General features: G+C 69.9%; 13 protein-coding genes. All 13 read left to right on the top strand.

From position 1 onward, the window contains the following. Positions 1-92 precede the first annotated feature (92 nt). Positions 93-752, top strand: a complete 660-nt coding sequence (locus ACIBK5_RS16590; protein WP_399020222.1) for a GntR family transcriptional regulator — start codon at positions 93-95, stop codon at positions 750-752. Then, positions 749-1,660: a dihydrodipicolinate synthase family protein gene (locus ACIBK5_RS16585; RefSeq protein ID WP_399020220.1), complete on the top strand. Its 912-nt coding sequence runs from the start codon at positions 749-751 to the stop codon at positions 1,658-1,660. Before ACIBK5_RS16590 ends, ACIBK5_RS16585 begins: the two co-directional genes overlap by 4 nt. Beyond that, positions 1,657-3,387, top strand: coding sequence for an L-arabinonate dehydratase (gene araD / locus ACIBK5_RS16580; protein ID WP_399020218.1), 1,731 nt, complete (start codon positions 1,657-1,659; stop codon positions 3,385-3,387). Before ACIBK5_RS16585 ends, araD begins: the two co-directional genes overlap by 4 nt. A gap of 172 nt (positions 3,388-3,559) precedes the next feature. Then, on the top strand, positions 3,560-4,495 hold the full coding sequence (locus ACIBK5_RS16575; RefSeq protein WP_399020217.1) for a carbohydrate ABC transporter permease: 936 nt from the start codon (positions 3,560-3,562) through the stop codon (positions 4,493-4,495). Next, positions 4,492-5,388 carry a carbohydrate ABC transporter permease gene (locus ACIBK5_RS16570; RefSeq protein ID WP_399020214.1) on the top strand — a complete coding sequence of 299 codons (897 nt, stop codon included), beginning with the start codon at positions 4,492-4,494 and terminating at the stop codon, positions 5,386-5,388. The genes ACIBK5_RS16575 and ACIBK5_RS16570 overlap by 4 nt, the downstream gene beginning before the upstream one ends. Further along, positions 5,385-6,671: a polysaccharide lyase family 1 protein gene (locus tag ACIBK5_RS16565; RefSeq protein WP_399020212.1), complete on the top strand. Its 1,287-nt coding sequence runs from the start codon at positions 5,385-5,387 to the stop codon at positions 6,669-6,671. The genes ACIBK5_RS16570 and ACIBK5_RS16565 overlap by 4 nt, the downstream gene beginning before the upstream one ends. Before the next feature lie 38 nt (positions 6,672-6,709). Further along, on the top strand, positions 6,710-7,861 hold the full coding sequence (locus tag ACIBK5_RS16560) for a Gfo/Idh/MocA family protein (protein WP_399020809.1): 1,152 nt from the start codon (positions 6,710-6,712) through the stop codon (positions 7,859-7,861). Next, positions 7,858-8,703 (top strand): PmoA family protein, encoded by an 846-nt coding sequence (locus ACIBK5_RS16555; protein WP_399020211.1) that lies wholly within the window; start codon positions 7,858-7,860, stop codon positions 8,701-8,703. Before ACIBK5_RS16560 ends, ACIBK5_RS16555 begins: the two co-directional genes overlap by 4 nt. 26 nt (positions 8,704-8,729) lie before the next feature. Continuing rightward, positions 8,730-10,238, top strand: a complete 1,509-nt coding sequence (locus ACIBK5_RS16550) for a family 43 glycosylhydrolase (RefSeq protein WP_399020808.1) — start codon at positions 8,730-8,732, stop codon at positions 10,236-10,238. 34 nt (positions 10,239-10,272) lie between these two features. Then, the gene (locus tag ACIBK5_RS16545) at positions 10,273-12,264 is read left to right on the top strand and encodes a pectinesterase family protein (protein ID WP_399020209.1); all 1,992 of its coding nucleotides are present in this window, start codon (positions 10,273-10,275) and stop codon (positions 12,262-12,264) included. 49 nt (positions 12,265-12,313) lie between these two features. Continuing rightward, positions 12,314-13,663, top strand: a complete 1,350-nt coding sequence (locus ACIBK5_RS16540) for an ABC transporter substrate-binding protein (RefSeq protein WP_399020206.1) — start codon at positions 12,314-12,316, stop codon at positions 13,661-13,663. 107 nt (positions 13,664-13,770) lie between these two features. Continuing rightward, the gene (locus ACIBK5_RS16535; RefSeq protein WP_399020204.1) at positions 13,771-14,571 is read left to right on the top strand and encodes a rhamnogalacturonan acetylesterase; all 801 of its coding nucleotides are present in this window, start codon (positions 13,771-13,773) and stop codon (positions 14,569-14,571) included. Positions 14,572-14,607: 36 nt separating this feature from the next. Continuing rightward, the gene (locus ACIBK5_RS16530; RefSeq protein WP_399020203.1) at positions 14,608-15,918 is read left to right on the top strand and encodes a polysaccharide lyase family 1 protein; all 1,311 of its coding nucleotides are present in this window, start codon (positions 14,608-14,610) and stop codon (positions 15,916-15,918) included. The last annotated feature ends 112 nt before the right edge of the window (positions 15,919-16,030 follow it).

Raw genomic sequence — 16,030 nt, 5'->3', positions numbered from 1 at the left:
GTCATCGCGTCGTACTTCGTACGTCATATATGAGACGCGATACGCGAGATCCCATACGCGATCCGTCGAGACGCGAGATCCGAGAGGCGCGCATGACCTCTGTGCCCACGCCGATCCCCTCCCGCACGCAGTTCGTGCTGGAAGGGATCAAACACCGCATCCTCACCGGGCAGTTGACGCCGGGGCAGGCGCTGGTCGAGACCGAGCTCGCCGCACAGTTCGGGGTGTCGAAGACCCCGGTGCGCGAGGCGCTCAAGACCCTCGCCGGGACCGGGCTGGTCGTGATGAGCCAGTACAAGGGCGTCACCGTGCGCCTGGTGGACGCGGACATGGCGCGCGAGGTCTACGACGTACGGCTGCTGCTGGAACCCGAGGCACTGAAGCGCGCCGTACAGCGCGGGGCCTCCCTGGACGCCGCCCGTGAGGCGCTGACCAGGGCCGACGCGGCCATCGACACCGCCGAACGCTCCCTCGCCAACCGGGAGTTCCACCGCGCCCTGTACCTGCCCTGCGGCAATCCGCTGCTCGGCCGGATGCTCGACGAGGTCCGCGACCAGGCCGCCCTGGTCTCCGCCGTCGCCTGGGCCGCCTCGCCCTCCTGGGAGCGGGAGGCCGGCGAGCACCGCGAGATCCTGCGGCTCGCCCTCGACGGCGACGCCGACGGCGCGGCCCGTGCCCTCCACTCGCACATCGCGTCCTTCGTGCGGCGCGCTTTCCCCGAGGCAGCACTGGAACAGGAAGGTCAGCAATGAGCAGCGTGGCGTTCGAGACCCAGCGGGCGGCCCTGGCCGACGTGGTGGCGATCCCGGTGACCCCGTTCGCCGAGGACGGCTCCGTCGCCGAGGACACCTACCGGGCCCTGCTGCGCCGTCTGCTCGACGGCGGCGTCACCACCCTCACCCCGAACGGCAACACCGGCGAGTTCTACGCCCTGACCCCCGAAGAGCGCCGTCTGGTCACCGAGTTGACCATGGACGAGGCAGGGGACCGGGCCGTCGTCCTGGTCGGGGTCGGTCACGACGTGCCCACCGCGGTCGCCTCAGCCCGGCACGCCCGTGAGTTCGGCGCCCAGATGGTGATGGTCCACCAGCCCGTGCACCCCTACGTCTCCCAGGGCGGCTGGGTCGACTACCACCGGGCCATCGCCGAGGCCGTGCCCGAGCTGGGTGTCGTCCCATACGTCCGCAACCCGCAGCTCACCGGTGCCCGGCTCGCCGAACTCGCCGACGCCTGCCCGAACGTCATCGGCGTGAAGTACGCCGTCCCCGACGCGGCCAAGTTCGCCGCGTTCGCCCGGGACGCGGGGCTTGAGCGGTTCGTGTGGGTGGCGGGGCTCGCCGAGCCGTACGCCCCCTCCTACTTCTCCGCGGGCGCCACCGGCTTCACCTCGGGGCTCGTCAACGTCGCCCCCGCCGTCTCCCTGAACATGATCGAGGCGCTGCGCTCCGGCGACTACCCGGCCGCCATGAAGGTCTGGGAGCAGATCCGCCGCTTCGAGGAACTGCGCGCCGACAGCGGCTCCGCCAACAACGTCACCGTCGTCAAGGAGGCTCTCGCCTCCCTCGGACTGTGCCGCCGCGAGGTCCGGCCGCCGAGCAAGCCGCTGCCGGAGAGCGAGCGCGCCGAGGTCGCCGCGATCGCCGCGGGGTGGTCGATATGACCGGCAGGCTGCGTCCCGAGGACCTCAGGAGCCACCAGTGGTACGGCGTCGAGGGCCAGCTGCGCACCTGGTCGCACAACGCCCGGATGCGCCAGCTCGGTTACGAGGCGGAGGAGTACCGGGGCCGCCCGGTGATCGCCGTCCTGAACACCTGGTCCGACATCAACCCCTGCCACGTCCATCTGCGCGAGCGCGCCGAGGCCGTCAAGCGGGGGGTGTGGCAGGCCGGCGGCTTCCCGCTGGAGTTCCCGGTCGCCACGCTCTCCGAGACGTACCAGAAGCCGACCCCGATGCTCTACCGCAATCTGCTCGCGATGGAGACGGAGGAGCTGCTGCGGTCGTACCCGATCGACGCGGCGGTGCTGCTCGGCGGCTGCGACAAGTCGACGCCCGCGCTGCTCATGGGCGCGGCCTCGGCCGACGTGCCGGCCCTCTTCGTGCCCGCGGGGCCGATGCTGCCCGGCCACTGGCGCGGTGAGACCCTCGGGTCCGGCACCGACATGTGGAAGTACTGGGACGAGCACCGCGCGGGCAACCTGACCGACTGCGAACTCCGGGAACTACAGGGCGGGTTGGCCCGGTCACCCGGTCACTGCATGACCATGGGGACCGCGTCGACGATGACCGCCGCGGCCGAGGCCCTCGGCATGACGCTGCCGGGCGCCTCCTCGATCCCGGCCGTGGACTCCGGGCACGAGCGGATGGCCGCCGCCTCCGGGCGCCGTGCCGTGGAGCTCGCCTGGACCGCGCTCAGGCCGTCCCGGATCCTCACCCGTGAGGCCTTCGAGGACGCCGTCACCACGGTCCTCGGGCTCGGCGGCTCCACCAACGCCGTCATCCACCTGATCGCGATGGCCGGGCGCTGCCAGGTCGAGCTCACCCTCGACGACTTCGACCGCATCGCCCGCACCGTGCCGGTGCTCGCCAACGTCCGCCCCGGCGGACAGACGTACCTCATGGAGGACTTCTACTTCGCCGGTGGTCTGCCCGCCTTCCTCTCGCGGATCACCGACCTGCTCCACCTGGACCGGCCCACCGTCAACGGCACCCTGAGGGAGCAGCTCGAGGACGCCGTCGTCCACGACGACGACGTCATCCGCACCCGCGCGAACCCGGTCGCCGCCGAGGGGGGTGTCGCCGTACTGCGCGGCAACCTCTGCCCCGACGGCGCCGTCATCAAGCACATCGCCGCCGAGCGGCACCTGCTCAAGCACACCGGGCCCGCCGTCGTCTTCGACGACTACAAGACGATGCAGCGCACCATCAACGACCCCGGGCTGAACATCACCGCCGACAGCGTTCTGGTGCTGCGCAACGCCGGACCCAAGGGTGGCCCGGGCATGCCCGAGTACGGCATGCTCCCCATCCCCGACCACCTGCTCAAGCAGGGCGTCCGCGACATGGTCCGGATCTCCGACGCCCGGATGAGCGGCACCAGTTACGGCGCGTGCGTGCTGCACATCGCGCCCGAGTCGTACGTCGGCGGCCCGCTCGCCCTCGTCCGCACGGGTGACATGATCACGCTCGACGTCGAGGCCCGCACCCTCCAGCTCAACGTGGACGACGAGGAGCTGGAGCGGCGCAGGGCGGACTGGACACCGCCGCCCACCCGTTACGAGCGCGGCTACGGCGCGCTCTACAACGAGCAGATCACGCAGGCCGACACCGGCTGCGACTTCGAGTTCTTGGCAAGGCCGGGCAAGGCCCCGGATCCCTACGCAAGCTGACCGGCCCAACCCAGGGGCGCGGGGAACTGCGCGACAAGCCACAACGCATCCGCACTCGCCACGCACACAGTAAGAGGCAACCCGTACCGCGCATTCCAGAGGCACTCACGCACCGCGAGAAAGCGCTTTCCGCGCCACGAACGCAAGCCGTACCGAGATCGGAGACCCTGTCATGGCCCAAGCCGCAGCCGTGGCGAAACCGCCCGCGCCACCCCGGCGGCGCCGGGCCTCCGCCACGCCGCGCAGGCTCCCGTACCTGCTGATCGCCCCGGCCGCCCTGCTCATGCTGGGCTTCATCGCCTACCCGGTCATCAGCGTCTTCTACTACAGCCTGCAGAACTACAACCCCACCAAGCCGTGGCGAAACGGCTACGCGGGCTTCGACAACTTCGTCCACGCCTTCACCAAGGACCCGGTCTTCTGGGACACCCTGGTCTTCAGCGCCAAGTGGGTCTTCGTCGAGGTCGGACTCCAGCTGCTGTTCGGTCTCGCGCTGGCCCTCATCGTCAACCAGACCTTCGTGGGCCGGGGCCTGGGACGCGCCCTGGTCTTCTCCCCGTGGGCCGTCTCCGGCGTGCTCACCTCCGCGATCTGGGTGCTGCTCTACAACTCCCAGACGGGCATCACCCGTTACCTCGCCGACATGGGCATCGGCTCCTACGGCACGAGCTGGCTGTCGGACACCTCCACGGTGTTCCCGGCGGCGGTCGTGGCCGACCTGTGGCGCGGTGTGCCCTTCTTCGCGATCCTCATCCTCGCCGACCTCCAGTCCGTCTCGAAGGACCTCTACGAGGCCGCCGAGGTCGACGGGGCCAGCCGCATCAAGCAGTTCTGGCACATCACGCTGCCGCATCTGAAGGACGCCATCATCCTGTCCACGCTGCTGCGCGCGGTGTGGGAGTTCAACAACGTCGACCTGCTCTACACACTGACCGGCGGCGGCCCGGCGGGGGAGACCACGACCCTCCCGCTGTACATCGCCAACACCTCGGTCGACGCCCACAACTTCGGCTACGCGTCCGCCCTGACCACGGTCGCGTTCGTGATCCTGCTCTTCTGCTCGATGGTCTATCTGCGGCTGAGCAAGTTCGGAGGCGACAACAAGTGAGCGTCAAGGAAGCCACCAAGGCGGCGCCCGCTCCCGTGCGCGCCACCCCCGAACCGCCGCGATCCACGAAGCGGAACCGCGCCTGGGACGAGGCCCCCCGCTGGCAGGTCTACCTGCCCCTGGGGATCTATCTGGTCTTCACCCTCATCCCCTTCTACTGGATCCTGCTCTTCTCGCTGCGCCCGGCCGGCTCGACCTCGCTCGTGCCCTGGCCGATGACCTTCGACCATTTCGAGAAGGTCTGGACGGACCGCAGCTTCGGTACCTACTTCACCAACAGCGTGCTCGTCGGCGTCGCCACCCTGCTGATGACGACGCTCGTCGCGCTGGCCGGCGGCTACGCCCTCGCCCGGTTCGACTTCAAGATCAAGCGGGCGTTCATGCTGGCGCTGCTGTGCTCCCAGTTCGTGCCGGGCGCGCTGCTGCTGGTGCCGCTGTTCGAGATCTTCGCCGAGCTCCAGATGATCAACTCGCTGGGCAGTGTCATCCTCGCCGAGACGGTCTTCCAGCTGCCGCTGTCGATGATCCTGATCAGCAACTTCATCAAGAACGTGCCGTACTCCCTGGAGGAGGCGGCCTGGGTGGACGGCTGCAACCGCATGACGGCCTTCCGGATCGTGGTGCTGCCGCTGCTGCGGCCCGGCCTGATCGCCGTCGGCTCCTTCGCCTTCGTCCACTCCTGGAACCACTTCCTGTTCGCCCTGATGTTCCTGAACAACCAGGACAAGCAGACGATCCCCGTCGGCCTCAACTCCCTGATGAGCGCGGACAGCGTCGACCTGGGCGCCCTCGCGGCGGGCGGCATCATCGCGGCCGTCCCGGTCGTGATCGTGTTCGCCTTCATCCAGAAGTGGCTGATCACCGGGTTCAGCGCGGGGGCGGTGAAGGGATGAGACTCAGACAACTCGCCCTCACCGCAGGGTTGTTGGGGCTTCTCTGCGTCCCCGCGCACGCCGAGGACCGGGACATCGGCCGCGACACCCTGCCCGCGAACGACGGCTGGGCCGCCGAGGGCGAAGGCACCACCGGAGGCGCGGCCGCCGACGCCGAGCACGTCTTCACCGTCACCGACCGGGCCGGACTGGTCCGCGCCCTGGACGGCGGCAGCGACACCCCGAAGATCATCAGGATCGCCGGGACCATCGACGCCAACACCGACGACGACGGCGACCGTCTGGACTGCTCCGACTACGCCACCGGCGGCTACACCCTGAAGAAGTACCTCGCCGCCTACGACCCCCGCACCTGGGGCGCCGCCAAGCCCAGCGGCCCGCAGGAGGAGGCCCGCCAGGCCTCCGCCGCCCGGCAGGCCGAGCGGATCGTGCTGCCCGTCGGCTCCAACACCACGATCGTCGGACTCGGCGACTCGGCCGTCCTGAAGGGCGCCGGCCTCCAGGTGAAGAACGCCGACAACGTGATCATCCGCAACCTCGACGTGCGCGACGCCTACGACTGCTTCCCCGTCTGGCAGCCCAACACCGGCGGCCTCGGCGACTGGAAGGCGGCCTACGACACGATCTGGCTGACCGGCGCCACCCATGTGTGGATCGACCATGTCACCGCGTCCGACCGGGGTCACCCGGACGCGAAGGAACCCACCTACTTCGCCCGCAACTACCTGCGCCACGACGGACTGCTGGACATCACCAACGGCTCCGACCTCGTGACCGTCTCCTGGAGCCGGTTCGCCGACCACGACAAGGCGATGCTCATCGGCAACGGCGACACCGCCACCGGCGACCGGGGCAGGCTCCGGGTCACCCTGCACCACAACGCGTTCGAGTCGGTCGTGCAGCGCGCCCCGCGCGTCCGCTTCGGGCAGGTGCACGTCTACAACAACCGGTACGAGGTCACCGGCGACGACTACCGCTACTCCCTCGGCGTCTCCACCGAGTCGAGGGTCTTCGCCGAGAACAACGCCTTCCACGCCCCCGGCCATGTGGAGGTCGCCGACCTGGTCAAGAGCTGGAACGGCAGCGCACTGCACCAGAGCGGCACCCTCTTCAACGGCTACCCGGTCGACCTGCTCGCCATCCACAACGCCTACAACTCGGGCAGTGAGCGCGATCTGACGGCCGACGTCGGCTGGACCCCCACCCTGCACGGGCCGGTCGACAGCGCGGCGGCGGCCGACCGGGCCGTGGCCCGCGGCGCGGGAGCGGGGAGGATCCCGTGACCGGTCGCATGATCGACGCCATGAACGACTCCATGAGCATGCCTCTGCCCGTCGTCCTCGCCGGTGCCCGGGGCCACGGCCGCTGGCACGTCGAGAACATCCGCCGGCTCCAGAAGCAGGGCATCGTGCGGCTCGTCGGCGTCTGCGAGCTGACGCCGCTGACCGAGGAGGAGCTCGGCGACCTCGGCACACCCGAGCAGTCCGCCGACTTCGGCGCCCTGCTGGACTCCACCGGCGCCAGGATCGCCGTGATCTGCACACCGATCCAGACCCACACCGACCTCGCGCTCACGGCGGCCGAACGGGGCGTGCACATCCTGCTGGAGAAGCCGCCCGCCCCCTCGTACGCGGAGTTCCGCCGCATGGCCGACGGAGTCGCGGCCGCCGGTGTCGTCTGCCAGATCGGCTTCCAGTCGCTGGGCTCGCACGCCCTGCCCGCCATCCGCGAGATGATCGCCGAGGGCGCGATCGGCAAGCTGGTCGGACTCGGCGGGGCCGGTGCCTGGGTGCGCGACGAGGACTACTTCCGGCGGGCGCCCTGGGCGGGCAAGCGGCGGCTGAACGGCGTCGACGTGATCGACGGGGCGCTGACCAACCCCCTCGCCCACGCCGTCGCCACCGCCCTCGCCCTGGGCGGCAGCACCCGCGCCGAGCACGTCAGCGGCATCGAGACCGAGCTGCTGCGCGCCAACGCCATCGAGTCCGACGACACCTCCTGCGTCCGGATCACCACCACGCAGGGCCACCCGGTGACCGTCGCCGCGACGCTGTGCGCCGAGGAGTCGGACGAGCCGTACGTCCTGGTGCACGGCAGCAGCGGCCGGATCACCTTCTGGTACAAGCAGGACCGGGTGCTGCTCCAGCGCGCGGGGCACGGCCCGGAGGAGTCCGACCACGGGCGTACCGACCTGCTGGAGAACCTCGTCGCACACCTCACCACCGGCGCGGCCCTGCTGGTCCCGCCGGAGGAGACCGGCGCCTTCATGAAGGTCGTGGAGGCCATCCGCACCGCTCCCGACCCGGCACCGCTGCCGGACACCGCCTGGCACCGGATCCCCGACGAGAACCGCCGTGTCGTACCCGGCGTCGACGGACTCGTCGCGGCCGCCGCCGACACCCTCTCCCTCTACTCCGAGCTCGGCGCCCCCTGGGCGCAAGGGCACTTCTCGAACGAGGTGAGCACCCGATGACCAGCAACGACACCGCGGTCCTGCGCGTCGCGGGCCGGCCGGTCGGCCGGTACGTCACCCGGCCCGAACTGCCGGTCCGGCTCTCCCCGCGCCCGTATCTGCATCCCGTCACCACCCTGTCCGGTACGGCGGTCACCGAGCTCAGCCCCGCCGACCACGCACACCACCTCGGCGTCGGTGTAGCCGTTCCCGACGTCGAGGGGTTCAACTTCTGGGGCGGGCGCACCTACGTCCGCGACCAGGGCCCGACCGAGCTGGACAACCACGGCTCCCAGCGGCACGTCGCGTTCCAGCTGCGCGACCCGGACGGCTTCGTGGAGGAGCTGCGCTGGGTGGCGGAGGGCGGCGAGCTGCTGCGCGAGCGCCGTACGGTCGCGGCCACCGAACTCACCGACCAGGCCTGGGCCCTGGACCTCACCTTCTCCCTCACCAACGTCACCAAGGACCCGCTGTCGATCGGCAGCCCCGCGACGAACGGGCGCCCGGGCGCGGCCTACGGCGGCTTCTTCTGGCGCGCCCGCAAGGAGGCCGCGCCCCCGGACGTCTTCACCGCGGGCACCGAGGGCGAGAGCGAGGCGCACGGCAGACGCGCCGACTGGCTCGCCCTGGCCGGCTCCGGCTGGACGCTGGTCTTCGCCGGAGCCACCGAACAGACCCGACGCGACCCGTGGTTCGTGCGTACCGGGGAGTACCCCGGGGTGGGTTCCTCCCTGGCCCACGACGAGCGGCTGGCGATCCCGCCGGGCGAGACCGTCGTCCGCCGGGTCGTCACCGTCGTCGCCGACGGACGACTCGGCCGGGACGCCGCGGCCGCCCTGGTCCGCAAGGCGGTGAGCCCGTGACCAACCAGCCCGTGACCACCGAGCCCGTGACCACCCCGACCTACCGCAACCCGGTCCTCGACGCCGACTGGTCCGACCCGGACGTCGTCCGCGTGGGGGATGACTTCTACCTCACCGCCTCCAGCTTCGGCCGCGTCCCCGGCCTGCCGTTACTCCACTCCCGCGACCTGGTGAACTGGACCCTGGTCGGCCACGCGCTGGACCGTCTCCAACCGACGGAGGAGTTCGAGCGGCCCCGCCACGACTGCGGCGTCTGGGCCCCGTCCCTCCGGTATCACGACGAACGCTTCTGGATCTTCTGGGGCGACCCCGACCGGGGCATCTTCCAGGTCAACGCCCCCGAGATCAGGGGCCCCTGGACCCGGCCGCACCTGCTGAAGGCCGGCAAGGGCCTCATCGACCCCTGCCCCCTGTGGGACGACGAGACCGGCGAGGCCCATCTGGTGCACGCCTGGGCCAAGTCCCGCTCCGGCATCAAGAACCGTCTCACCGGGCACCGGATGCACCCCGACGGCACCGAACTCCTCGACGAGGGCAAGGTGATCGTCGACGCCGACCGCATACCCGGCTGGTTCACCCTCGAAGGCCCCAAGCTCTACAAGCACGACGGCTGGTACTGGATCCTCGCCCCCGCCGGGAGCGTCGAGACCGGCTGGCAGGGAGCCTTCCGCTCGCGCGGCTTCTTCGGGCCCTACGAGGAGAAGATCGTCCTGGAGCAGAAGGACACCGACGTCAACGGCCCCCACCAGGGCGGCTGGGTGCGCACCCCGACCGGCGAGGACTGGTTCCTGCACTTCCAGCAGCGCGGCGCCTACGGCCGAGTTGTCCACCTCCAGCCCATGCGCTGGGGCCCGGACGGCTGGCCGGTGCTCGGGGACGACGGCGCCCCCGTCGCCGTACACGCGGTGCCCGACCTGCCGCCGCAGCCGCCCGCCGCGCCCGCCACCGACGACGACTTTCCCGGCGGACGGTACGGCCGCCAATGGCAGTGGACGGCCAACCCGGGCGACGGCTGGGCCACCCAGCACTCGGGGGACGGGCTGAGGCTGACCTGCGTCCGCTCGGCCGACGCCCACGATCTGCGCAAGCTGCCCAGCGTGCTCACCCAGCGGCTGCCCGGCGCGCCCCGCACGGTCGAGGTGGAGCTGCGGCTCGACAGCGACGAGCCCGGGGCCCGGGCCGGACTCGCGGTCCTCGGGGACGCGTTCGGCTGGATCGGTCTGCAGCGGGGCACGGACGGGACCGCGCACCTCGTGCACCGGTTCGCGGAGGGGGTCGCGGACGCCGAACGCGACGCCGCCCATCCGCGGCTCGCGCCCGAGGGCCGGGCCCGCCTGCGGATAGAGATCGGCGCGGGCGCACGCTGCCGGTTCTCGGCCGACACCGGCGACGGCTTCCGGCCCTCGGGCCCGGTCTTCGCCGCCACCCCGTGGCGCTGGGTCGGCGCCCTGCTCGGCCTCTTCGCCCTCGCGCCCACCGGTCAGGGACACGCCGGCGCGGCGACCTTCACCCGGTTCCGGATCAGCCCCTCGTAACGCACCCGCCGTCGTACGCCTGTTGGGAGCCGCAATGACGCACTTCCGTAGCAAGCGCTTGTCGAGACCGGGGCACGGCAAGGTCGTGGCCGCCGTGCTCGGCCTCGTCGCCGCGCTGGGCCTCGGGGCGATGGGGGACGCCCAGGCGGCCCCGCCGTCGAAGACCGTGCCCGCCGCGGACCGCTGGACCGACCGCCCGCACGGCTTCGCCTCCCTCGCCGGCGGCACCACCGGCGGCGCGGGCGGCAAGGTCGTCACCGTCACCGACCAGGCCGCGCTGGCGAAGTACGCGGCGGCCGAGGAGCCCTACGTCATCCGCGTCAAGGGCGCCCTGGCGATGGACCCGTTCGGCACGGAGATACCCGTCGCCTCGGACAAGACCATCATCGGCGTCAGCGACACCGCCGAGATCGTGCACGGCGGCTTCACCCTCGACCCCGGCACGCACAACGTCATCATCCGCAACCTCACCATCCGCGACACGGCCATCGAGGGCAACTGGGACTGCAAGGACACCGACTACGACGGCATCCGCCTCGACACCGCCCACCATGTGTGGATCGACCACATTCGGTTCTCGCGGATCTGCGACGGCCAGCTCGACATCCGGAAGGACAGCGAGTACGTCACCGTCTCCTACAACCGGTTCACGAACAACAACAAGACCTTCGGCATCGGCTGGACTCCGAACGTCAAGACCCAGATCACGGTCGACCACAACTGGTTCACGGGCACCAAGCAGCGCAACCCGTCCGCCGACAACTGCGCCTACGCGCACCTCTACAACAACTACCTGTCCTCGCAGCTCTCCGACGGCGACCCCGTGTGGACGTACGGCAACTGGTCGCGCGGCCGGACGAGGATGGTCATCGAGAACAGCTTCTACGACGGTGTCCAGCACCCCTACCAAGCCGATGCCACCGCCGAGCTGGTGCAGCGCGGGTCGGTCCTGCGGAACACCACGGGCCGGCACGACGCCTGGGGCACGGCGTTCGACCCCCGCGAGTTCTACGCCTACCGCCTCGACCCGGCCGCCGCCGTGCCCGCACTGGTGAAGCGGTTCTCGGGGCCGCAGCGGCGGATCGGCGGCCCGGTCGTGCTGAACGTACCGGCCGACTACCCGACCGTGCAGTCCGCCGTGGACGCCGTGCCCGACGGCAACGACACCCCGGTGACGATCGCCGTCGCACCCGGCACCTACCGCGAGAAGGTGTACATCCCCGCGAGCAAGCTGGGCATCGAGCTGCGCGGGACCGGGCGCGACCGCTCCGACACCGTGATCGTCTTCGACACGCCGGCCGAGTACGGAGGCTCGACGGGGAGCGCCACCGTCCGGATCGCCGCGAACGACGTGACCGCACGCAACCTCACCTTCAGCAACGACTTCGACGAGGCCGCGCACGAGCTGAAGGGCGAGCAGGCGCTGGCGATGAAGACGACCGGCGACCGGATCGTCTTCGAGGACACGGCGTTCCTGGGCAACCAGGACACCCTGATGACCGACAGCCCCAAGCTGACCACCGTCAGCCGGGTCTACATCCGCGACTCCTACATCGAGGGCGACGTCGACTTCGTCTACGGCCGGGCCACGACGGTGATCGAACGATCGGTGATCCGGGCGCTGAGCCGCGGCTCGGACACGAACAACGGTTACATCACCGCCGCCTCGACGTGGACGGGAAACCCGTACGGGTTCCTGATCAGCCGGTCGAGGATCGTGAGTGACGCACCCGACGGGACCTTCCACCTCGGGCGGCCCTGGCACCCGGGCGGCGAGCCTGACGCCGTCGCCCAGGTGCTGATCCGGGACACCGAGCTGCCCGCCGCGGTCAAGTCCTCGCCGTGGACCGACATGAGCGGGTTCTCGTGGAAGGACGCGCGGTTCACCGAGTACCGGAACCACGGGGCCGGGGCGGGCGTGACCGCGGACCGGCCGCAGCTGGGCGACGCCGCCGCACGGACCCACACCGTCGCGCACTACCTCAAGGGCACGGACGACTGGGCTCCGTACGCCCGCCACCACTGACCCCCCGCACGTTCACAGCCAGTTGGATCCAGAAGAAGAGAGCCGACCAATGAAGATCAGCATTCGCAGAAGCAGGCGAGCCGCCACGGCCGTCGCCCTGGGGGCCGTGCTCGCCCTGACCGTCACCGCCTGCGGCGACGACGGCAGCGGGGCGAGCGGTGACAAGGGTTCCGAGGGGAGCGGCAAGGGCGAGATCGTCTTCTGGGACAACAACGGCGGTGTCCGCACCGAGATCTGGAAGAAGATCATCGCCGACTTCGAGAAGGCCAACCCGGACATCAAGGTCGAGTACGTCGGGATCGCCGCCACCGAGTACCAGTCCAAGGTCGACACCGCCCTCCAGGGCGGCGGTCTGCCGGACGTCGGCGGTGTGGGCGCGGCGATGCTCGCCGGGTTCGCCGCGCAGGGCGCACTGGAGCCGCTGGACGAGCGGCTCGGCGAGTCCTCGCTGAACGGCAAGCTCAACAAGGACATGGTCGAGTCGCTGAAGGCGGCCGGCGGTGGCGACGACAAGCTGTACTCGATTCCGACCTCCGCGAACAACGGTGTGCTGTACTACCGCACCGACCTGTTCGAGAAGGCGGGCCTGGAGGAGCCCACGACGTGGGAGCGGTTCTACGAGGCCGCGGACAAGCTCACGAACACGGGCAAGAACGAGTTCGGCTACACCATCCGCGGTGGCTCCGGGTCCATCGCCCAGGCGCTGGACGCCATGTACGGGCAGTCCGGGATCACGTCGTTCTGGAACGCCGGCGGTGACAAGACCACGGTCAACGACCCGAAGAACGTGGCGGCGCTGGAGAAGTACGCGGCGCTGTACAAGAAGGTCACCCCGGCGGCCGACCTCAACAACGACTTCACGAAGATGGTCGCGCAGTGGGACTCCGGCACCATCGGAATGCTGAACCACAACCTCGGGTCGTACCAGGACCATGTGAAGGCGCTGGGCGGCGAGAAGTTCCGGGGTATTCCGCAGCCGGTCGGTGCCGGGGGCAAGCGGGTGCAGGTGTCCAACCCCGTTGACGGTCTTGGGCTGTTCAAGAGCGGCAAGAACAAGGAAGCCGCCTGGAAGTTCATCGAGTTCGCCACGTCCAAGGCGGAGAACTCGCGGTTCAACGAGGCGGCGGGGCAGGTGCCGTCGAACACGGACGCGGCGTCGGATGCGTGGATCTCGAAGGCCGAGCCCACGAAGCTGGCCGCTGACGCGTTGTCGGACGGGTCGACGACGATTGTGCAGCTGCCGTACTACCTGCCCGACTGGAACACGATTTCCAAGGCTGACAATGAGCCGAACTTCCAGAAGGTGCTGCTGGGGAAGATGAGTGCGAAGGAATTCCTGGACACGATGGCTGAGCAGTTGAACGCGGCTCAGGAGGAGTGGGACCAGCAGAACGGTTAGTTTTCTGGGTTTCGTCGTGGGGCGGCCTGTGGTGTGCAGGCTGCGGGCCGTCCCTGGCTTGTCGCGCAGTTCCCCGCGCCCCCAAGACGAAAAGGGAGTTGGTATTGGTGTCTCTCAGTCGAAGACAGGTTGCCGTTGCCGCTGTTGCCTCGGTGTCTCTCGGATTATCCGCCGCTGGTACGGCACAAGCCGGCCATGGCCGACGCAGTCGCACCCTCTATATCGCCGGTGACTCCACCGCCGCCCAGAAATACGCTGCCGCCGCGCCCGAGACCGGGTGGGGAATGGCGTTGCCCTTCTTTCTTCAACGGCCTCTCGCTGTCTCCAATCACGCCGTGAACGGGCGGAGTTCCAAGAGCTTCGTGGATGAAGGGCGGCTCGACGCGATTCTCGATGTGATCGAGCCGGGGGATTTCCTTCTCATTCAGTTCGCTCACAATGACGAGAAGGCGGAGGACCCCACCCGCTACACCGAGCCCTGGTCGACGTATCAGGAGCATCTGCGGATGTACGTCGACGGTGCCCGGGCCCGTGGGGCGCGGCCGGTGCTGGCCACCGCCGTCGAGCGGCGGAGGTTCGACGCGGCAGGGAAGGTCCTGCCGACGCACGGTGAGTATCCGGCGGCCATGCGGGCGCTCGCCGCCGAGGAGCGGGTCGCGTTGCTGGACACGCAGGCGCTGTCGCTCGCGCTGTGGCAGGAGCTCGGGGTCGAGCGGACGAAGACGTACTTCAACTGGACCGCGACCGAGCAGGACAACACGCACTTCAATCCGCCGGGCGCGATCGCCGTGGCCCGGCTGGTGGCCCGGGAGCTGCTACGGGCCCGGGTGCTCGGGCCGCGCGATGTGTGCCGGCTGGAGGCGGAGATCCCGGAGTCCTGGATCAGCTGGCCCGAGTCCGCCGCGTAACACCCCTCGACACAGAAGAAGGAAGAGAGCCGTACCGTGAAGATCCAGAAGTGTCATGATCATGTCATTGGTAGGGTCGCCCTCCTGGTCGGGTGCACCGCGCTCGTGCTGTCCCTGAGCGGCACCACCGCGCAGGCCGGCTCCCGGGACGCGGCTCGCCAGACCCTCGGGGCGAACGATGGGTGGGGCGCGTACGGCACCGGCACCAGCGGCGGTGCCGCCGCCGATGCCGCGCACGTCTACACCGTCACCACCTGGGAGCAGTTCAAGGCCGCCCTGAAGGACGGCGGTTCCGCACCCAGGATCATCAAGGTGAAGGGCATGATCGACGCCGTCTCCCAGGGCTGCGAGGCGTTCGAGGCCGAGGGGTACGACTTCCAGAAGTACCTCGCGGACTACGACCCCGCCGTCTGGGGGCACGAGAAGCCGGTCAGCGGTGCCCAGGAGGACCTGCGGGCCGCGTCCGCCGCCCAGCAGGACAAGACCATCAAGGCGAGCGTTCCGGCCGACACCACGATCATCGGCGTGGGCAAGAACTCCGGGATCCTCGGCGGCAGCCTCCAGATCAAGGGCGTCGACAACGTCATCGTCCGCAACCTCACCATCGAGGCCCCGGTCGACTGCTTCCCCCAGTGGGACCCGACCGACGACAACAAGACCGGCGCCTGGAACTCCGAGTACGACGGGGTCGTCGTCTACGGCTCCACCCATGTGTGGATCGACCACAACACACTGACCGACGGCCGCCACCCCGACAGTTCCCTGCCGTCCTACTTCGGCAAGACCTACCAGCAGCACGACGGTCTCGCCGACGTCGTACGCGGTTCGAATCACGTGACCGTGTCCTGGAACTCGTTCAAGGACCACGACAAGACCATGCTGATCGGCAACAGCGACAGCGCCACCGCCGACGACACGGGCAAGCTCAAGGTCACCCTGCACCACAACCGCTTCGAGGGCATCGTCGAGCGGGCGCCGCGGGTGCGCTTCGGGCAGGTCGACTCGTACAACAACCACTTCGTGGTCACCAAGGGCCAGAAGTGGGGCTATGTCTACGGCATCGGCAAGGAGTCCCGGCTCGTCGCCGAGCACAACGCGTTCACGCTCGCGCAGGGGATCAGCACGGGGAAGATCCTCAAGAAGTGGAACGAGGCGCCGGTCACCGCGAACGCCAACTACGTCAACGGCAAGGCCGTCGACCTGATCGCCGTGCACAACGCGGAGATCCCCGGGGAGACGCTCCAGTCGGGTGCCGGCTGGACGCCGACCCTGCGGGCCGGGGTCGACCCGGCGAAGTCGGTCCCGGGCATCGTCAACGCCGGCGCGGGCGCCGGCCGCGTGCGCTGACCTGACCCGCCCCTCCTGAACGGGCCGGGGCGGCCCGCATCGCACCCCTTGCCCCGGGGTGCGCCCGCCCCGGTCCTTCCCCATCCCGCATTCCCGTCCCGCATTCGCCGTA

It is taken from the genome of Streptomyces sp. NPDC050546, from assembly GCF_044457425.1.
Classification (GTDB): domain Bacteria; phylum Actinomycetota; class Actinomycetes; order Streptomycetales; family Streptomycetaceae; genus Streptomyces.
Note: the sequence above shows the minus strand (reverse complement) of the source record. Positions and strands in the feature narration are given on the sequence as shown.

Excerpts from the sequence above, each read along its gene's own strand:
- ACIBK5_RS16590 (WP_399020222.1), top strand. The coding sequence starts at position 93 with ATGACCTCTGTGCCCACGCCGATCCCCTCCCGCACGCAGTTCGTGCTG.
- ACIBK5_RS16585 (WP_399020220.1), top strand. The coding sequence starts at position 749 with ATGAGCAGCGTGGCGTTCGAGACCCAGCGGGCGGCCCTGGCCGACGTG.
- araD (WP_399020218.1), top strand. The coding sequence starts at position 1,657 with ATGACCGGCAGGCTGCGTCCCGAGGACCTCAGGAGCCACCAGTGGTAC.
- ACIBK5_RS16575 (WP_399020217.1), top strand. The coding sequence starts at position 3,560 with ATGGCCCAAGCCGCAGCCGTGGCGAAACCGCCCGCGCCACCCCGGCGG.
- ACIBK5_RS16565 (WP_399020212.1), top strand. The coding sequence starts at position 5,385 with ATGAGACTCAGACAACTCGCCCTCACCGCAGGGTTGTTGGGGCTTCTC.
- ACIBK5_RS16560 (WP_399020809.1), top strand. The coding sequence starts at position 6,710 with ATGCCTCTGCCCGTCGTCCTCGCCGGTGCCCGGGGCCACGGCCGCTGG.
- ACIBK5_RS16555 (WP_399020211.1), top strand. The coding sequence starts at position 7,858 with ATGACCAGCAACGACACCGCGGTCCTGCGCGTCGCGGGCCGGCCGGTC.
- ACIBK5_RS16545 (WP_399020209.1), top strand. The coding sequence starts at position 10,273 with ATGACGCACTTCCGTAGCAAGCGCTTGTCGAGACCGGGGCACGGCAAG.
- ACIBK5_RS16540 (WP_399020206.1), top strand. The coding sequence starts at position 12,314 with ATGAAGATCAGCATTCGCAGAAGCAGGCGAGCCGCCACGGCCGTCGCC.